This window comes from Rhodopirellula sp. SH410 (genome assembly GCF_055811895.1).
In genome coordinates, this window is sequence record NZ_CM147949.1 from 2,833,335 (window position 1) to 2,847,304 (window position 13,970).

Genomic DNA, 13,970 nt, shown 5'->3' on the forward strand with positions numbered 1-13,970 from the left:
GCCTTTGCCCGCCGACTGCCACGGCATCAAAAAATAGACTCGGCATCGCCCTCTCACGCATGTGTCCACCTCCGCGTATCTCTTGAAGGATGGTTTTCAGGGTGTTTGCCGTGCCCCTCATCAGTGCCCCCTCTTTTGTGGATTGGGCGGGCAGTTATCTCCGAGTTCGCAAGTGACATGGGCGGAAATATCGGGTTGGGGTGTGTGGGAAATGCCATTAGTTGTGCGTGGTTACGGGTGTATTGGAGTGGAGTGGATTTCGGGAACGAGTCCAGTGTCTTCGTTGTTGGGGGCCCCCTGTTGGAAATGTCGTTGGATTTATTTCCGAGGATTTTTAGAGATTTTGGTTGACTCCCCTCTGGTGGGTATTTATAAATACCCACATGCTGATTCGCTTTGCCATGACCGCTTTCCTGTTTGTTGCTGGAGCACACTGTGCCTCGGCGGGGATGATCGTGCACGAAGCGAATACGCCAGCGATTATTGCCGGTGAGGAAGTGATGCCATGGCCGGATGATTGCGACCCGCCTCTACGGGTTGAGCGGGGGGCGACACTGGGGATGACCACGACGGTCGTTTCATCGGGCACGACTGCGTCGGCGAGTGTGTGCATTTGCATTTCTGTGGCGACCACCGCTCGGGAGCCTCTGCGTTGGCGTCTACGATTGGCCAACTCGAGACTGCCTGCCAAGCCACTGCTGAGCGAGCCTCTGAAGCCTGCCTAGCCGATTAACTGTCTCTCATTTTGTTTAGACAGATCGGTTTACGTAGGTTTTCAGAAGGAAATACAGATGTTAAAGAAATTTGTTGCAGCGATGGCACTGATGTGCATCGCAACCCCGATCCAAGCGGGGGTTTTCGGGAGTGCGTTGCAGAACATCACGAACCAGCGCATTGAATACTCGTCGGACTCTACCGATGGTATCGACGGTACGTGGAATCTCGCCTTGGTGACGGATATTAATCCGCAAGGCACGACTATTTCCAACACGTCGCTCGCCACCCTGGGCGCGTCAGTGTACAGCGCTGGTAACTCAGGCGCACTTGACGGGCACATGTCGTACATCGATGAACTCGGTACTGGGAATGGGACAGGAGTAGCCCCCCATGACCGAGGACCACTCAACAATACGGCGTTTGTCACCGGAGTTCCGGGCGGGGCGACTCCCAGTTACAGTCTTGCGGACACCAATGGAGGTGGCCTGCTGGTCGGTACCGGTGACCGTTACACCCAGGCTGTGGCGAGTACGCAGATTGACGATCAGGGATTGAATTCGCAATCGTTCGGCCTCACCACGACCACCGCGAGTGGTTTGGTGGAGTTTCTCGCCGGTTCGGCTGGATTTTATCGGTACGTTGCCGACTACAGCCTCGACTTCACCGTCGATATCGTCACACCACCAGATGGGTACAATGTCGTGTTGGCAAGTGATTTTTCCGGGGCCCTCACCCGGATTCTGGGCTCGCCGACAGGTGGCAACCCCGTCATCGGCCCCGCCAATATTAATTTGCCCACGGGGGATCTGGTCCAGGAGATCACCTACGGCGCAACTGATTCGGAGAATTTTTCTGGGCAGATTGTCTCAACGGGTTTGTTTCTTCGTAGAGGCGACAGCGGTACATTCACGTCCCAGAATAGCGTTGCGGTCGTTGCCGCCGTCCCCGAGCCCGCGACTTTGTTGAGCTTCATCGGCGTTGGAGTGGCTGGTTTCGCCGCTCGTCGTCGACGCCGACGCGTTGCCATGGCAGTTTGACGTCGTTTTCGACGACTGCGGAACGGTCGTCGATTTCAACAATTGAAAAAAACGGGCATGAACTTCGAGTTCATGCCCGTTTTTTTGTCGTTTTGGCACAGGAGTGATGGGCCGTTCTCCGCGTTGATGGAAGTGTCCGCGACGACCCGTCAAAAAGGAATGGCGTGAAAACTCGCCTGAGACACGCCGTTTTGCCAAAAAAAGAAAGGAATGTCGCTCGGGGAAAATTTCCGTCGCTCCTTCATCGCTTGACTTCTGCTGGGAGCGCGACGTACTCTTGGGGTGTATTCGCTTGGAAGTCGTTGCAATAGAATTGCGGCAGCCGCGTTTGCGGGAGTCACTCGCGGGAAGTGCGTCAGCGATGATCGACGTTCGTCCGTGAAAATGCCGCCCGATCGACACGTCGTTCCATGAGTTCGCACGGACTGATTTTGACAAAGTTTTCCATGCGATCCTGCCGAAAATTATCTTTCCGAAAGTTTTTTCGGATTGCGAACTGAATCCCCTCTAATGGAATGGATTGGTATCCAGCCCGCCTCTATGTTCACTCGCCTTCTTCTCACTCTCATTCTGCTGGCCATTGGAACACAATGTGCTTCTGCCGGGATTTTGGTGCGTGCGGAGCAGACGCCTGAGGCGGTGAATTCGATGGTCGCACCGGTGGACGATGAGTCACCGATTGCGTTGCCCGCATTGGAGAAGGGCGATTTTGCGTGTGACATGACGGTCACGTCGAGTTACAGCAGTGCGTCGGGATTTGCGTTGAGCGAATGGTCGTCTGTTTTGCTCAGTGAGGCTCCCCTATCGGAAGTGATCCGGGTGTGGAGTTCGACGCTACCGACGTGCCCCTTTTTGGAAGCTCGATTGAAACCTGCGTAGTTGAGGGACTTGATCAATGAACCAAGTTTTTCAATTTCAGAGTTTCAATTTAAAAAAGTTTCAAATGTTACGTAAGTTTTTGTGTGTTGCTGCGCTAGCGATGTTTTCGGTTTCGGCGAATGCCGGCGTGATTGTAACGTCAAATGGCAGCCTGCAGGTCCAGAACCCTTACCCATTGCCGGGCGTCGCCGCACCGATTCCGGAAGTATTTAGTCTTCACACGAGCGGTGGATTTGGGTTTGTTAATCAGCTGAACAATGTGGCTCCTGCCCTTGGCGAGCGGGTTCGCTCCGCGACGTTCGTGAACTTGCCTTCGGTGCGTGCTTTGCCAGTAGGCATCGGGGCGGCTGACTACAACCCCGTTGAATTGGCAAACGGCAACAATGCTGGATTTGTCACGATTCTAGAGGGGTACATCGTCTCGGTCGGTACGGGAGGTGATTATGAAGTGTTGTTTGATAAGGGGTCAACCTTTTTGGTCGACACTGGGCTCAATCAGACCATCGGTCAAAGTCTTGCTAGCGGAAGCCTGACCACAGGTAGCATCCAAGCCAGGTACGACCTACTTCCCCAGAGCGACGTGTTTTCGGGCAATCCGCTCGGTTTTGGTGGCGCAGGAGGAGCGGTTATTGATGTCTCACCATTGACGAATCGAAGCTCCGTGAACGTTGGAACCACTGTGCTTGGAGATTCTTCGCTGCTATTCGGCGAAACTTCCGTCGGATCCGGTTTCCTGGATAATGTTGCCGACGCTTCTGGTGTAATTGGCCCAGGTGCTGAAAAGGGAATCGATGTCTTGCTGGCGAGGCCTCAGTTAACGACATCGAGCAGTAATAGTGCAGGTGAATCGGATCTTGCAGCTAACTTGGCCAGCATCAATAGTTTCTTCAATGAAGCGTTAGGTGAAAATTTCGCAGATGTTGCTGGGGATTATGATCCTAATTTTGCAGGCGGCCTGTCAACAACTGGTGACTTTTTCTTCGACACGGTACTGGGTGAAGTCAATGTCGGTCATACCGTCGTGCCTGAACCTGCATCGATCTTGTCGTTCTTGGGGATTGGTTGTGCAGCAGTTTGTGCACGCCGCCGTCGTCGCAAGAGTGCCTAGTCACAGCTTTTTTAAGCTTGAGAGATTGCGTAGAAACGGAACGATTCGGGACTGAATGCGCATCAAGTGAACCCCAGGGTCTGTCGTGACCCTGGGGTTTTTTTGTCGATAGCGTGTTGCTCATCCGCTGCGAAACGAGATGCATGCCTGATATCTTGGCGTTCCGATTTTTAGTGCTGGTTGAACGTGTTTATGTCGGCTGGCCGGCAGTCGCGATTTTGTCGCGTGGGAGTTGCCACGGGAATGCTCGAGTTTCGATACGGCGGGTATCCAAGCCGATCTATTTCGGATCTCATCGCGTGATAACATTCCCCGGCTTGGCTGCATTGCTCAGGATCCGATTTGTCATATGAGAGGTTGGCAATGCACACCGCTGCTCTCGGTACGACTGGGGAGATCGTCATCGGCAAATCAAAACCGTATCTATGGGCGATCGGTTCGATTGCTGAGACGAGTCGAAGGGCGTCCGTTCCGGTACAGGGGATGACAGGCGCGATCCAGATCAGTCCGGCATCGATGACTTTGCCAGAATCGGGGCGGTTGCGGTAGAACGCTCCTTCGAGGTGTTTCGCCGAAGGGATGCCGCACAACAGATCGTAGACGTCCGAGACGGTTGTTGAGAGACTTTTGACAGGATCAAAGAGTGTCGAGGATGGTAGGTGGCGCGAGACTCTCGCAAGGGTTCTGACTTGCCAGGCGGAAAAAAATCGGAGTGGGCAGATGCCTCGGAACGCCTTCTTGAGATCACGTTTCTTGGCGGCGACGATGCGGCGGGATCCGTATAGACCGCCCAGTCCGTTCCATTTGCTGATTCCTGCTTTCTTTGCCAACTCTGCCCGCTCGGTGGCGTTCAGAGGGTCGCGCCTGCTACCGCGTTCTCTCATCGCGGCGTGCGTTGATAGCACTCTCAAGTCGTTGGCCATGTGGACGACGCTGTCGATGGTTCCGTTGCGGCGCAGGTGGCCGATGCGGTCGATCATCTTTGCGAAGACGGCCGGGTCGTTTGTTTTAAAGTTGAAGCCCGCGATCGTCTCGTAGCGAGGCATTAGCCACACGGTCATGCGGGTGACGATCCCCGCGTGACTTTGTGGAAAGGTGCCTTGTAGGCAAGGCCCGTTGCCGTACGGATAGACGTGACCCACGTTGCTCTCGGTGATGTCACCAAATCCGGTTCGAACCAGTTTGCCGTCGGGCAGCACCACTTCGTAATTGCACGAGTTTGCATAGTGGTCGCCATAGGGCGTATGTCCGAAGCCCCTTTGCAGCGTGTTGCCCACGATGCTTGCATCGGGTCCCGCTCCGGTGACATCGAGCATCAGATTCGATCCAAAGGTCTGTAGTTGCTCGGCGAGTTGGCCTTGCGACACTCCCGGTTCGATCACGGCATACGCCAACTCTTCGTTGATCTCGACAATGCGATTCATGAGTCGTAAGTCAATGATCAATTGACCGTCCGTCGACGCGCAGGCGTCGCCGTAGCCCCAGTTCTTGCCACGACTGATTGCGTGCCAACGAATGGGATGACGCTCGATCAACTGCATCAATGCGATCACTTCGTCGCATGACTTCGGTGTGACCACGCCGAATGGGGTCGTGGATTGCGGAAGCGTTGTTTTGGCAAGTGTGAGTATCGTGCTTTGATCGTCACGAAACCGTTCCGTTCCGAACAGCTCGAGCAACTCAAGTCGAAGCTGAGATTTATCCGTCATGGGATGCCGCGGGATATTGGGTTGGCGAGCCATGCCGAGCACGAGCACTGTCGGCAACGGGGAGAATGGGACCAGGTGGCGGAAGTGTGCGCCAGAGGTTGTCCAGGCACGACTCGAATGTGCCACGGCGAATTGCCAGTGTGTCCGTGCGAGGGGTGAATGAGGCCACCGCGAGCAATGGGGTCAATCGCTGCAGCGGTGCGACGCGGCAACGAATTTCTCGGTCGATGGTGCACCCAAGTTGTTGTCGCCCACCGGCTAATTTATGGAGCATTTTATTCGTATCCGCTTGACGCATGGCATCAACTGGATGGATTCCTATGCACCGACGCCAGCCTTTAGTTTTGCATGCAAGTTGGCTTGCCCCACGAGAGAATGGCAATACCAGTACTCCTTCTCTGAGATGGGGCGAGGCTGGATGTCCTCGCTTCGATATGCGCCGTCGAAATAGTGGCCTTGCCACCGTTTTCGATACCTCGATCGATCATTGACACTACCAAGGACTGCCACACCTGGCTTGCCGCCGACCTGACGACATCGCACTTCGCCTCCAATGACTTGGAAGCCCATGGCATGCTGATAAAACTTGGCGTGCCGTGGATGAACAACTGCGGCGAGTGACTGAGCGCCTTGATTTCGAGCGAAGAACATCAGTAGTCGTGTCAGTTCGCCGAAAACCTCGGTGGGCTTGGTGTGATCAGGGGCCACTGCAAGTGATGCAATTTCGCTGACACTTCCTTCCGTGCAGCTCGCTCGAATCTCACGTTGATAATAATCCAACATCGGGAGGTCGAACCGGCCTGCCGAGACAAGTGTGACCGTACCGATGATCCGTTCGCCTACGGCCGCAACGAAGACCTGGGACTGTTGCCAACCGTGGTAGGGCATCATCCGAATCCGGCACGTTCCCGAAGATGAGTCGGCGAGACCCGCATCGAGGTAGCGGGTTTGGAGGAGCTCGAATGCCCCCAGGAAATCAGAACGCGAGGAAGCGAGGCGATACTCGATCTCGGCTCCCTCGCCAAAATCAAATGATCGTGCAACACGTGAATCGGTTGAAGGAAGACGACGGGGTCCAGCGTCCACCAGCGTCCTGCGTTTTGCTCCATCCGCATTTTTGATGAAAGCTTTCAGCCTGTGGGCGACGCCATGAACAAAAGTCCGGTCTTCCAGGTTCTGCATAACCGAGTTTCCAAATGCGAGTGAAAAGAGGACCGTTTCTGTGAATTACACGAAAACCAACTGTCCTGAACCGCGTCTAACATGCAGTCATCAACCAGATGATCAAGCAGGAAAAGTGAACGCGATCAAGGGAAAAGAATCGGTCTAAAGTATTTATCACGGTGGTCCCAAATAGAATAACCAATTCTAAAATGGCTGTCGACATGCACGGTGAAATTAAGTGCCGTAAAAACGCATCAATGAGACAAAGTGCGTGGTTAGCGGGGGGGGCCCTTGACCGTAAATGCGGTGATATAGCCGCGTCCCCTCTGTGGGCGAGTGCTGTAGTGGCTCAGTAAGGCTATTGCCTTTTGCCAACGCGAAAGGCTTCCTACTGGAGTTCCCCTATATGAATTTCTTCTGTTGGATAGCCACGCGGGGGGGGCGTGAGCACTAAATGTTTTGCCCGCGGGTGATGCAATGATGCTTGGTCGCGCCGGTTGATGCCGCGAAGTAAACCCTTTTTTGCGACGCCTCAAACCGTAAAGGCTTGAGGATGGTTTCCGAGCGAGGCTCAGGTTTTGGGGATGGAAGAATTTAAATTGATTGAGGAGCAGTGGAGGTTTTCGCTCAGCGATTGGTTTTTGGTTTTTGTCTTTTGAGCCGAGTCGCGTGAGCGGCCGGGTGGCTGCTGGTTTTAGTGCATCTGAGGGTGCATTCCCCTAAAAAGGACGCTGAGGACAAGCGATTTACGGGATCAGGTCGCCAAGGCAGGAGAGTCTTCAATTTTGATGCTCATGTTTTTCGGTTCCCAGTCCCAGCTGTCATGGGCTTCGGTGCGGCGGAACTCCGATAGGTCCGACATTGCTTGATCCCATTGATCAGGAACCACTTGGCTGCGTACTTGAAGCATCGACTCGGCATGTTCACTCTTCCAGAACATCGCATTGCTCTTGAGCCGTAGATTGATCACTCGACGGATACCGCTCTCGATCGCACCGCTTCCGCAAGGAAGACCAAGTTGTTTGAAGCGTACATACTTCAAACGCCCCGCTTCGCCGTGACGATGAAGATAAGAAATCTCAGTCGCAAGTGCTACGTTCGGTTTGTCGGTGTCTTGTAGTTCATTTAAGTCGTCAACGACCTGTTGCCATTGGCCGTTTCGAAGCTGGCTGCGGAGGTGACGATACAACGGGTTTCGTTCCTCGACGCTTAGGCCCAATGAAGCCAGTGCCTGCGAAATGTGATGCACTGCATGGCAGCAATCCAAGACTTCATAGGTCGGGACATCCTTCAGTCCGGCAAGCTGGATGATGCGGTCGATACGATCCCAGATCCAGGGAGCACCATCGGCGACGAACGTCACACTGAGGGCTTCCGCCGCACCAAGCCGATGAAGATGCATTGCCACCACCTCGGCGATCGCATCAGGACCAAGCAGCGTCCCGTCGATGGTCGCTTTGGTTTTCTTGACCATCTTGCCGTGCTCGTCATGGATGAAGATCGTCATCAGCTTCGGCTCACGCCAATCCGCCGAAAACGTTCGACGTGGCGTGCTCTTGGAACGTCCCGGTGCGTTACCAGTCAGCAAGCCGTTTTCATTGGTTGGTTCAATGACAGTGGATTTTGGCTTCATTTCGCCACGAATTTTCATTCGCCCGCCGTCGATTTGCACTGACACGCGTTTGCCCGATAGCTCGCTGGACGCTTTGAGTTGCTTGCTCCGCAACTGTGCAATGCGGTGTCGTCGCAATGCCAACAATCCTGCACCGCACTGATAGGTGATTCGCTTGACTGTCTTGATGTCGATATCAATTCCCTCGCGAGTTAGCTCCTTGTGAGCAAACGCGATCGAAGGACACAACGCCATTTGACGGGCCACCTTGCTTTGCAACCCGGGCGAGACGCCTTTGCCAAATCCGAACTGCGATAAAGTAATGTCTAGCCCGACCCGCGGCGCGTCGTCTTTACGAAAGCGTTTCTTCTTGGGAGCGCAGTACAAGGTGACCGCCCAAACGACCATGCCCCCGAGTAGTTGAACGGCGACGGAGCGTTCGCGACCCTTCTGAAGCGGACGAGAAAATTCTCTCCTTGTTTGTTCAGCCGCCTCCAAAACCTTGCCTTCTTTGATAGTCGCCGCCATCAAACCAGCAACCAGCAAGTCGGCTCCGTGAGCGTACGCCCGATGCACCCTGCGTTCGATGGATTCCAGGTCGCCTGGGCAGTTGATCAGTTGCTGTGTCCATTGCACTGCGTCGACACTGATCTGAGAAGTAAAGCGAAGAATCATTTCTTGATTTGATTCGATCAATTTGCCATGCGATCCATCCACGGTCATTCCCTCCATTAGGTCACCAGCATCCTTGCCACGAGTTAGAATTGATCCATCAAAGCAATCAATTCTAACCTCGGGAAGTCAGGCGAAAACGGGGCAAAGACCAATTCGATTTGCTAGCAAACATGTCCGTAGAATGGGAATGCACCCGCATCTGATGCAATGTTTGCGGTTGCGCGTGGGCATGCGGCTCAGTGCTTGCCCTGTTGTGTTACCCGGTGCCTTACGGCACTCGGCTCAAATGCTCAGTGAGCAGGGGCGGCCGGATGGTTTTTGTTTTTTGAGCCGAGTCGCGTGAGCGGCCGGGTGGCTGCTGGTTTAGTGCATCTGATCGAATGTTTCTGCTTTTGCGTGGGCTTGGGGCTCAGTGTTTTCCCTGTTGTGTTACCCGGTGCCTTACGGCACTCGGCTCAATTGAGCCGAGTCGCGTGAGCGGCCGGGTGGCTGTTGGTTTTAGTGCATCTGATGCAATGTTTCTGCTTTTGCGTGGGGATGGGGGTAGATGATTTTTCTGTTGTGTTACCCGGTGCCTTACGGCACTCGGCTCAATTGCTCGGTGAGCAGGGGCGGCCGGATGGTTTTTGTTTTTTGAGCCGAGTCGCGTGAGCGGCCGGGTGGCTGTTGGCTTAACGTGTCCGATTCAATGTTTCTGCTTTTGCGTGGGGATGGGGCTCAGTGCTTGCCCTGTTGTGTTACCCGGTGCCTTACGGCACTCGGCTCAAATGCTCGGTGAGCAGGGGCGGCCGGATGGTTTTTGTTTTTTGAGCCGAGTCGCGTGAGCGGCCGGGTGGCTGTTGGTTTTAGCGCATCTGGTGCAATGTTTGCGGTTATGCGTGGGCTTGGGGCTCAGTGCTTGCCCTGTTGTGTTACCCGGTGCCTTACGGCACTCGGCTCAATTGAGCCGAGTCGCGTGAGCGGCCGGGTGGCTGTTGGTTTTAGCACATCTGATGCAATGTTTCTGCTTTTGCGTGGGGATGGGGGGTAGATGTTTTCCTTGTTGTGTTACCCGGTGCCTTACGGCACTCGGCTCAATTGCTCGGTGCGCATGGGGGGGCTGTGTTTATGCGGCGCGTTTTTGTTGTGGCAGGAGGCCGCATTCGCGGGCGAGGTCGGGGCAGGCGTTTTCTGCTTTTTCGTACCAGAGGTTTAAGAGCGAGTTGCGGGTGCCTTGGGTCGCAGCGAGCTTTGACTTGCCATGCCAGCTTTTTAGCGTGATCGTGTTGAGCACGGCGAAGGCGTAGACGGTATTGGGTAAAAACTGCATCTGTTTGACAATGTCAAATCCCCGTGGCTCCCGCAGCCAGCTCGATGGGTTGAGGCTGCGTTTATAGAACTCCGTTCCCAACGATACCTGCGAATCGTCGGGTGCTAATGCGAACTGCATCGTCACGACTTTCTTTCGCGTATCGGGATGGGGTTTAATCGTGTAGCCCTCGGTCTCGCGAAAGAGTTCAGGCAGCGCAAAACCGTCGAGATTGACTGCCTCTTGGGAGGGCACGCCGTACCGGAACGCCAATCCCGATGACAGTTTGGAATAAACGGCGTCTTTGAGCTGGCGGCTGCCGAAGGCGTTGCGCACCGAGTACCAAAATGTTTGCTCATCCGCGGGCAGGCGGTTGAGCGAGTCGGCGGTCATTTCAAAGTGTCCGCGAGTGCTCGCGCCGTCCTGCGTTTGGTGGGTCCCATAACCGAATGCGGCATAGTGCTCGTCGGCGGGCAGCATTTCCAGCAATTGGGCATAGGCAGCGTCGGGGATGAAGCCGCCGGTGGTGAAGTGCGGGAATGGATCTTCGGAAAAGGGAGCCGTTTTCACGGCAGCCACCATATGCGACAAAATTTGATCGCGGAATTCGATATCAATACGTGGTTCCATCGCACGACTCCAGGTACGGTGCAGGTGAACGGTTCCGGCTCTAACCAGCCGTCGGGGGAGGACGAGACAGTATGCCCCCCGCAGAATTGGATGTAGCCAGAATCTCGCGGCGGACTCAAGAGCGATTTTTTTCTCGTTCCGCTGTTGCAGTGGGGGGAGCGGCGGAAATAGATTCTCCCGTAGCGGAGACTCGTCAGGGGTTTCCGTAGCGTCGGCAGGCAATCGAACGTCTTGACGATGTCCGCTACCGTGGGACGAGTAAACGAAATCCATGCCAGCTGCTCGCTCACCTTCGCCTCCTCAGGGAGGTCCGTCCGAACGCTGGTGGTCGCGAATTCAGGCCAGCGAGCGACCGGCGGTGGCGTGGGCGACGGCGTGGTTCTTTTTCATTCTGCTGGGATATTTGATCGTCCGTCCGGTGCGTGAAACCATGGGGAGCGTGGGTTCGACAACGGCGCTGCAGTGGCTGATGCTGGCGACGTTCGGCATCATGCTCGCGGCGGTCCCCGGCTACTCGTACCTCGTGTCACGGTTGCCGCGGCGGTGGCTCGTTCGCGTGGTCTATCATGTTTTTGCGGTCGCTCTGCTGGTCTTCTTTGTGCTGATGCGGACCCCCTCAACGGCGCTGCAGCTTTGGACGGCACGGGCCTTTTTCCTCTGGGTGAACGTGTTCGCCCTGTTTGCCACGAGTGTGTTTTGGAGTGTTCTGGCGGACTTGTTTACGAGCAGCCAGGGCAAGCGGTTGTTCGGGATCATCGCCGCCGGTGGGACAGCCGGTGCGATCACCGGTTCTCTGATTACCAGCCAATTGGCAACGCATCTTTCGACGAGCACCCTGCTGCTACTGCCGATCGTGATGATTGAGTGCGGTCTGTATTGTGCCTGGCGATTGGAAAAACAGTCCACTCTTCTGCGTGCCGGCCGATCGCCTGCCGAAGACGAGGCGGTCGCGCTGCCGGATCAAACCGCGACCGGCGGTGGTTTATTGGCAGGGATCACCCATGTCGGCAGGTCACCGTACCTGCTGTTCATCTGTGCGTTCCTGGTCTTGGTGCAAACCTGCGGCACCCAGCTGTATTTCCAGCAAGCCGAAATTGTCTCGACTGCGTTTGAGTCGAAGCAGGAGCGGACCCAGCTATTCGCCTACATCGATCTGGCGACACAGATTGTGACGCTCTTGATCCAAGTCTTCTGCGCCAGTGTGATTCTGCGCCGCGCGGGTGTCAGTATCGCATTAGTGATCTTGCCGGTCGTCTATCTGTGTGGCTTCGCGTCTCTCGCCGTCAGCCAATCGCTCGCTGTGCTGGTCGTGGTCATGATCGCGACCCGCGCCATCGGCTATGGGGTGACCGTTCCGACGCGAGAAGTGCTGTTCACCGTCGTCAGTCGTGAAGACAAGTACAAGTCCAAGAACTTCATCGATACGGTGGTGCTGCGCGGCGGCGACGCGGTCTCGGGGCAAGTGTTCGGCGGCCTGCGATCCCTCGGTGTCAGCCTGACCTTGCTGAACGTGATCGCGATCCCCGTGACGCTTCTCTGGGCGGCCATCGCATGGCGTCTCGGCAAGCGACAGCAACAATTGGCCAAGCGGGCTTGAGTAACTGAGCGAGCCGAGATGCGGCCAGTGGCCCGGTGGTGCAGCCGAGTGCCTGCTGGCACTCGGCGCGTTGCTCACGTGGGCAGGGGCAAAAGCCCTACGCCAGTCCCATGCCGGCGGCTTCGTCGGTGAAGATCGTTTGGGCGCGGTCGGGACCGACCGACAGGATGCCGACGGGCACGCCGACGAGCTCTTCGATCCGTTTGACGTAGGCGAGGGCGCCGGCGGGGAAATCGCCGACCGAGCGCACGTCGTCGACGGGTGAATTCCAGCCGGGGATGGTTTCCAGAATCGGCTTGCAACGGCGCAGTTCATCGGCGTGGCTGGGCACGTGATGAATCTCTTTGCCGTCCAGTTCGTAGGCGACACAGACCTGGAGTTCTTCGAAGTGAGCGAGCACATCCATCATCATCAGCGCCAAGCGTGTGACGCCGGACAGGCGTGCGGTGTACCGCACCGCGACCGCGTCGAACCACCCGCAGCGCCGGGGGCGGCCGGTCGTCGTACCGAACTCATTGCCCAGTTTGCGGATTTTCTCACCGGTCTCATCGTTGAGTTCCGTTGGGAATGGGCCGCCGCCGACCCGTGTGCTGTAGGCTTTGCAGACACCGAGCACATGATCGATCCATTTCGGCGGCACGCCCGCACCGGCGCAAACGCCCACGCCGCTGCTGTTGCTGCTGGTGACGAAGGGGTACGTCCCGTGATCGATATCGAGCAGTGCGCCCTGGGCACCCTCGAACAAGAGTTTCTGATTGGCTTCGGCGGCATTCAGGATCAGGTCCGTCGTGTCGGCGATCATCGGAGCGAGCCGCTCGGCCCAAGCCGCCGCCATCGTGACCATCTTCTCAGGAGCGATCGCTGCCAGTTCTTCGTCGGAGGCACCGAGTTGCCGCAGCAGCACGGTTTTCTGTTCCGCCACCGTGGCGATGCGTTCATCACGTGACGGTTGGATCAGGTCGGTCATGCGGATCCCATAGGTCCGTCCGACTTTGTCTCGGTAACAGGGACCGATGCCGCGATTCGTCGTGCCAATGGACTCGCCCTTGACGCTGACCGCGTTAATCGTGGCGTCCTCGATCATGTGCCACGGCATGACCAGGTGTGCGCGATCGCTGACCTTCAGGTTCCCCACCACGTCGATTCCGCGGGCGGTGAGTCCATCGATCTCCTCCAGCATCGTGGTGGGATTGATCACGACGCCGGGGGTGATGAAGTTTTGCACGTCGCCGTGCAGGATCCCCGACGGGATATGGTGCAGTTTGTAGACCTCGTCACCCGCGACAACGGTGTGGCCCGCATTGGCGCCACCTTGGTAGCGGATCACACAATCGAAACGAGGCGCCAGTAAATCGACGAGTTTGCCTTTGGCCTCGTCGCCCCACTGCAATCCAATCACGCATGTACCGGACAAAACAAAAAACCTAAAAAAGAGAGAGGTGAAGGGTTCAGGGACGATGAGAGTTCAGGGATCAGGAAAGGCGTGCGAGGGTGATTGTCGTGTTCAACCCAGTGTCGTTTCCATTGAAAACCCTGCACGGCATCGAAGTGATC

Annotated in this window: 11 protein-coding genes; 5 read left to right on the plus strand and 6 right to left on the minus strand. The window is 56.1% G+C overall.

What is annotated here, in order from left to right; all coding sequences use genetic code 11:
* Window positions 1–383 precede the first annotated feature (383 nt).
* The 4 genes from SH410x_RS10340 (at window position 384) to SH410x_RS10355 (ending at window position 3,741) form a co-directional block, all read left to right on the plus strand.
* Complete coding sequence (locus SH410x_RS10340) at window positions 384–725, plus strand: hypothetical protein (protein ID WP_473676428.1); 342 nt, start codon at window positions 384–386, stop codon at window positions 723–725.
* A 66-nt stretch (window positions 726–791) separates the two neighbouring features.
* Window positions 792–1,754, plus strand: a complete 963-nt coding sequence (locus tag SH410x_RS10345) for a PEP-CTERM sorting domain-containing protein (protein ID WP_473676429.1) — start codon at window positions 792–794, stop codon at window positions 1,752–1,754.
* 540 nt (window positions 1,755–2,294) lie between these two features.
* Window positions 2,295–2,633 (plus strand): hypothetical protein, encoded by a 339-nt coding sequence (locus SH410x_RS10350; protein WP_473676430.1) that lies wholly within the window; start codon window positions 2,295–2,297, stop codon window positions 2,631–2,633.
* A 16-nt stretch (window positions 2,634–2,649) separates the two neighbouring features.
* Complete coding sequence (locus SH410x_RS10355) at window positions 2,650–3,741, plus strand: PEP-CTERM sorting domain-containing protein (protein WP_473676431.1); 1,092 nt, start codon at window positions 2,650–2,652, stop codon at window positions 3,739–3,741.
* A 170-nt stretch (window positions 3,742–3,911) separates the two neighbouring features.
* Here the strand turns inward: SH410x_RS10355 and SH410x_RS10360 are convergent, their stop codons facing one another.
* The 5 genes from SH410x_RS10360 to SH410x_RS10380 all read right to left on the minus strand — a co-directional run bounded on the left by SH410x_RS10360 (window position 3,912) and on the right by SH410x_RS10380 (window position 10,819).
* Window positions 3,912–5,450 carry an FAD-binding oxidoreductase gene (locus tag SH410x_RS10360; protein ID WP_473676432.1) on the minus strand — a complete coding sequence of 513 codons (1,539 nt, stop codon included), beginning with the start codon at window positions 5,448–5,450 and terminating at the stop codon, window positions 3,912–3,914.
* Window positions 5,440–5,724 carry a hypothetical protein gene (locus SH410x_RS10365; protein ID WP_473676433.1) on the minus strand — a complete coding sequence of 95 codons (285 nt, stop codon included), beginning with the start codon at window positions 5,722–5,724 and terminating at the stop codon, window positions 5,440–5,442. The genes SH410x_RS10360 and SH410x_RS10365 overlap by 11 nt, the downstream gene beginning before the upstream one ends.
* 44 nt (window positions 5,725–5,768) lie before the next feature.
* On the minus strand, window positions 5,769–6,536 hold the full coding sequence (locus tag SH410x_RS10370) for an N-acyl amino acid synthase FeeM domain-containing protein (RefSeq protein ID WP_473676434.1): 768 nt from the start codon (window positions 6,534–6,536) through the stop codon (window positions 5,769–5,771).
* Window positions 6,537–7,368: 832 nt separating this feature from the next.
* Window positions 7,369–8,943 carry a hypothetical protein gene (locus SH410x_RS10375; protein WP_473673012.1) on the minus strand — a complete coding sequence of 525 codons (1,575 nt, stop codon included), beginning with the start codon at window positions 8,941–8,943 and terminating at the stop codon, window positions 7,369–7,371.
* Window positions 8,944–10,006: 1,063 nt separating this feature from the next.
* A complete protein-coding gene (locus SH410x_RS10380) occupies window positions 10,007–10,819 on the minus strand; it encodes a hypothetical protein (RefSeq protein ID WP_473676435.1) in 813 nt (270 codons plus the stop codon).
* 271 nt (window positions 10,820–11,090) lie between these two features.
* On the opposite strand from SH410x_RS10380, the gene SH410x_RS10385 reads away from it, so the two are divergent.
* Entirely contained in the window at window positions 11,091–12,416 is a 1,326-nt protein-coding gene (locus SH410x_RS10385; protein WP_473676436.1) for an NTP/NDP exchange transporter, read from the plus strand.
* 97 nt (window positions 12,417–12,513) lie between these two features.
* On the opposite strand, the gene SH410x_RS10390 is transcribed toward SH410x_RS10385, so the two are convergent.
* Window positions 12,514–13,830 carry an adenylosuccinate synthase gene (locus tag SH410x_RS10390; protein WP_473676437.1) on the minus strand — a complete coding sequence of 439 codons (1,317 nt, stop codon included), beginning with the start codon at window positions 13,828–13,830 and terminating at the stop codon, window positions 12,514–12,516.
* Window positions 13,831–13,970 lie beyond the last annotated feature (140 nt).

What these genes read in the sequence shown, in the direction of transcription:
- SH410x_RS10355 (WP_473676431.1), top strand. Translation starts at nt 2,650, where the DNA reads ATGAACCAAGTTTTTCAATTTCAGAGTTTCAATTTAAAAAAGTTTCAA.
- SH410x_RS10360 (WP_473676432.1), bottom strand. Translation starts at nt 5,450, where the DNA reads ATGACGGATAAATCTCAGCTTCGACTTGAGTTGCTCGAGCTGTTCGGA.
- SH410x_RS10350 (WP_473676430.1), top strand. Translation starts at nt 2,295, where the DNA reads ATGTTCACTCGCCTTCTTCTCACTCTCATTCTGCTGGCCATTGGAACA.
- SH410x_RS10380 (WP_473676435.1), bottom strand. Translation starts at nt 10,819, where the DNA reads ATGGAACCACGTATTGATATCGAATTCCGCGATCAAATTTTGTCGCAT.
- SH410x_RS10340 (WP_473676428.1), top strand. Translation starts at nt 384, where the DNA reads ATGCTGATTCGCTTTGCCATGACCGCTTTCCTGTTTGTTGCTGGAGCA.
- SH410x_RS10365 (WP_473676433.1), bottom strand. Translation starts at nt 5,724, where the DNA reads ATGCTCCATAAATTAGCCGGTGGGCGACAACAACTTGGGTGCACCATC.
- SH410x_RS10345 (WP_473676429.1), top strand. Translation starts at nt 792, where the DNA reads ATGTTAAAGAAATTTGTTGCAGCGATGGCACTGATGTGCATCGCAACC.
- SH410x_RS10385 (WP_473676436.1), top strand. Translation starts at nt 11,091, where the DNA reads ATGCCAGCTGCTCGCTCACCTTCGCCTCCTCAGGGAGGTCCGTCCGAA.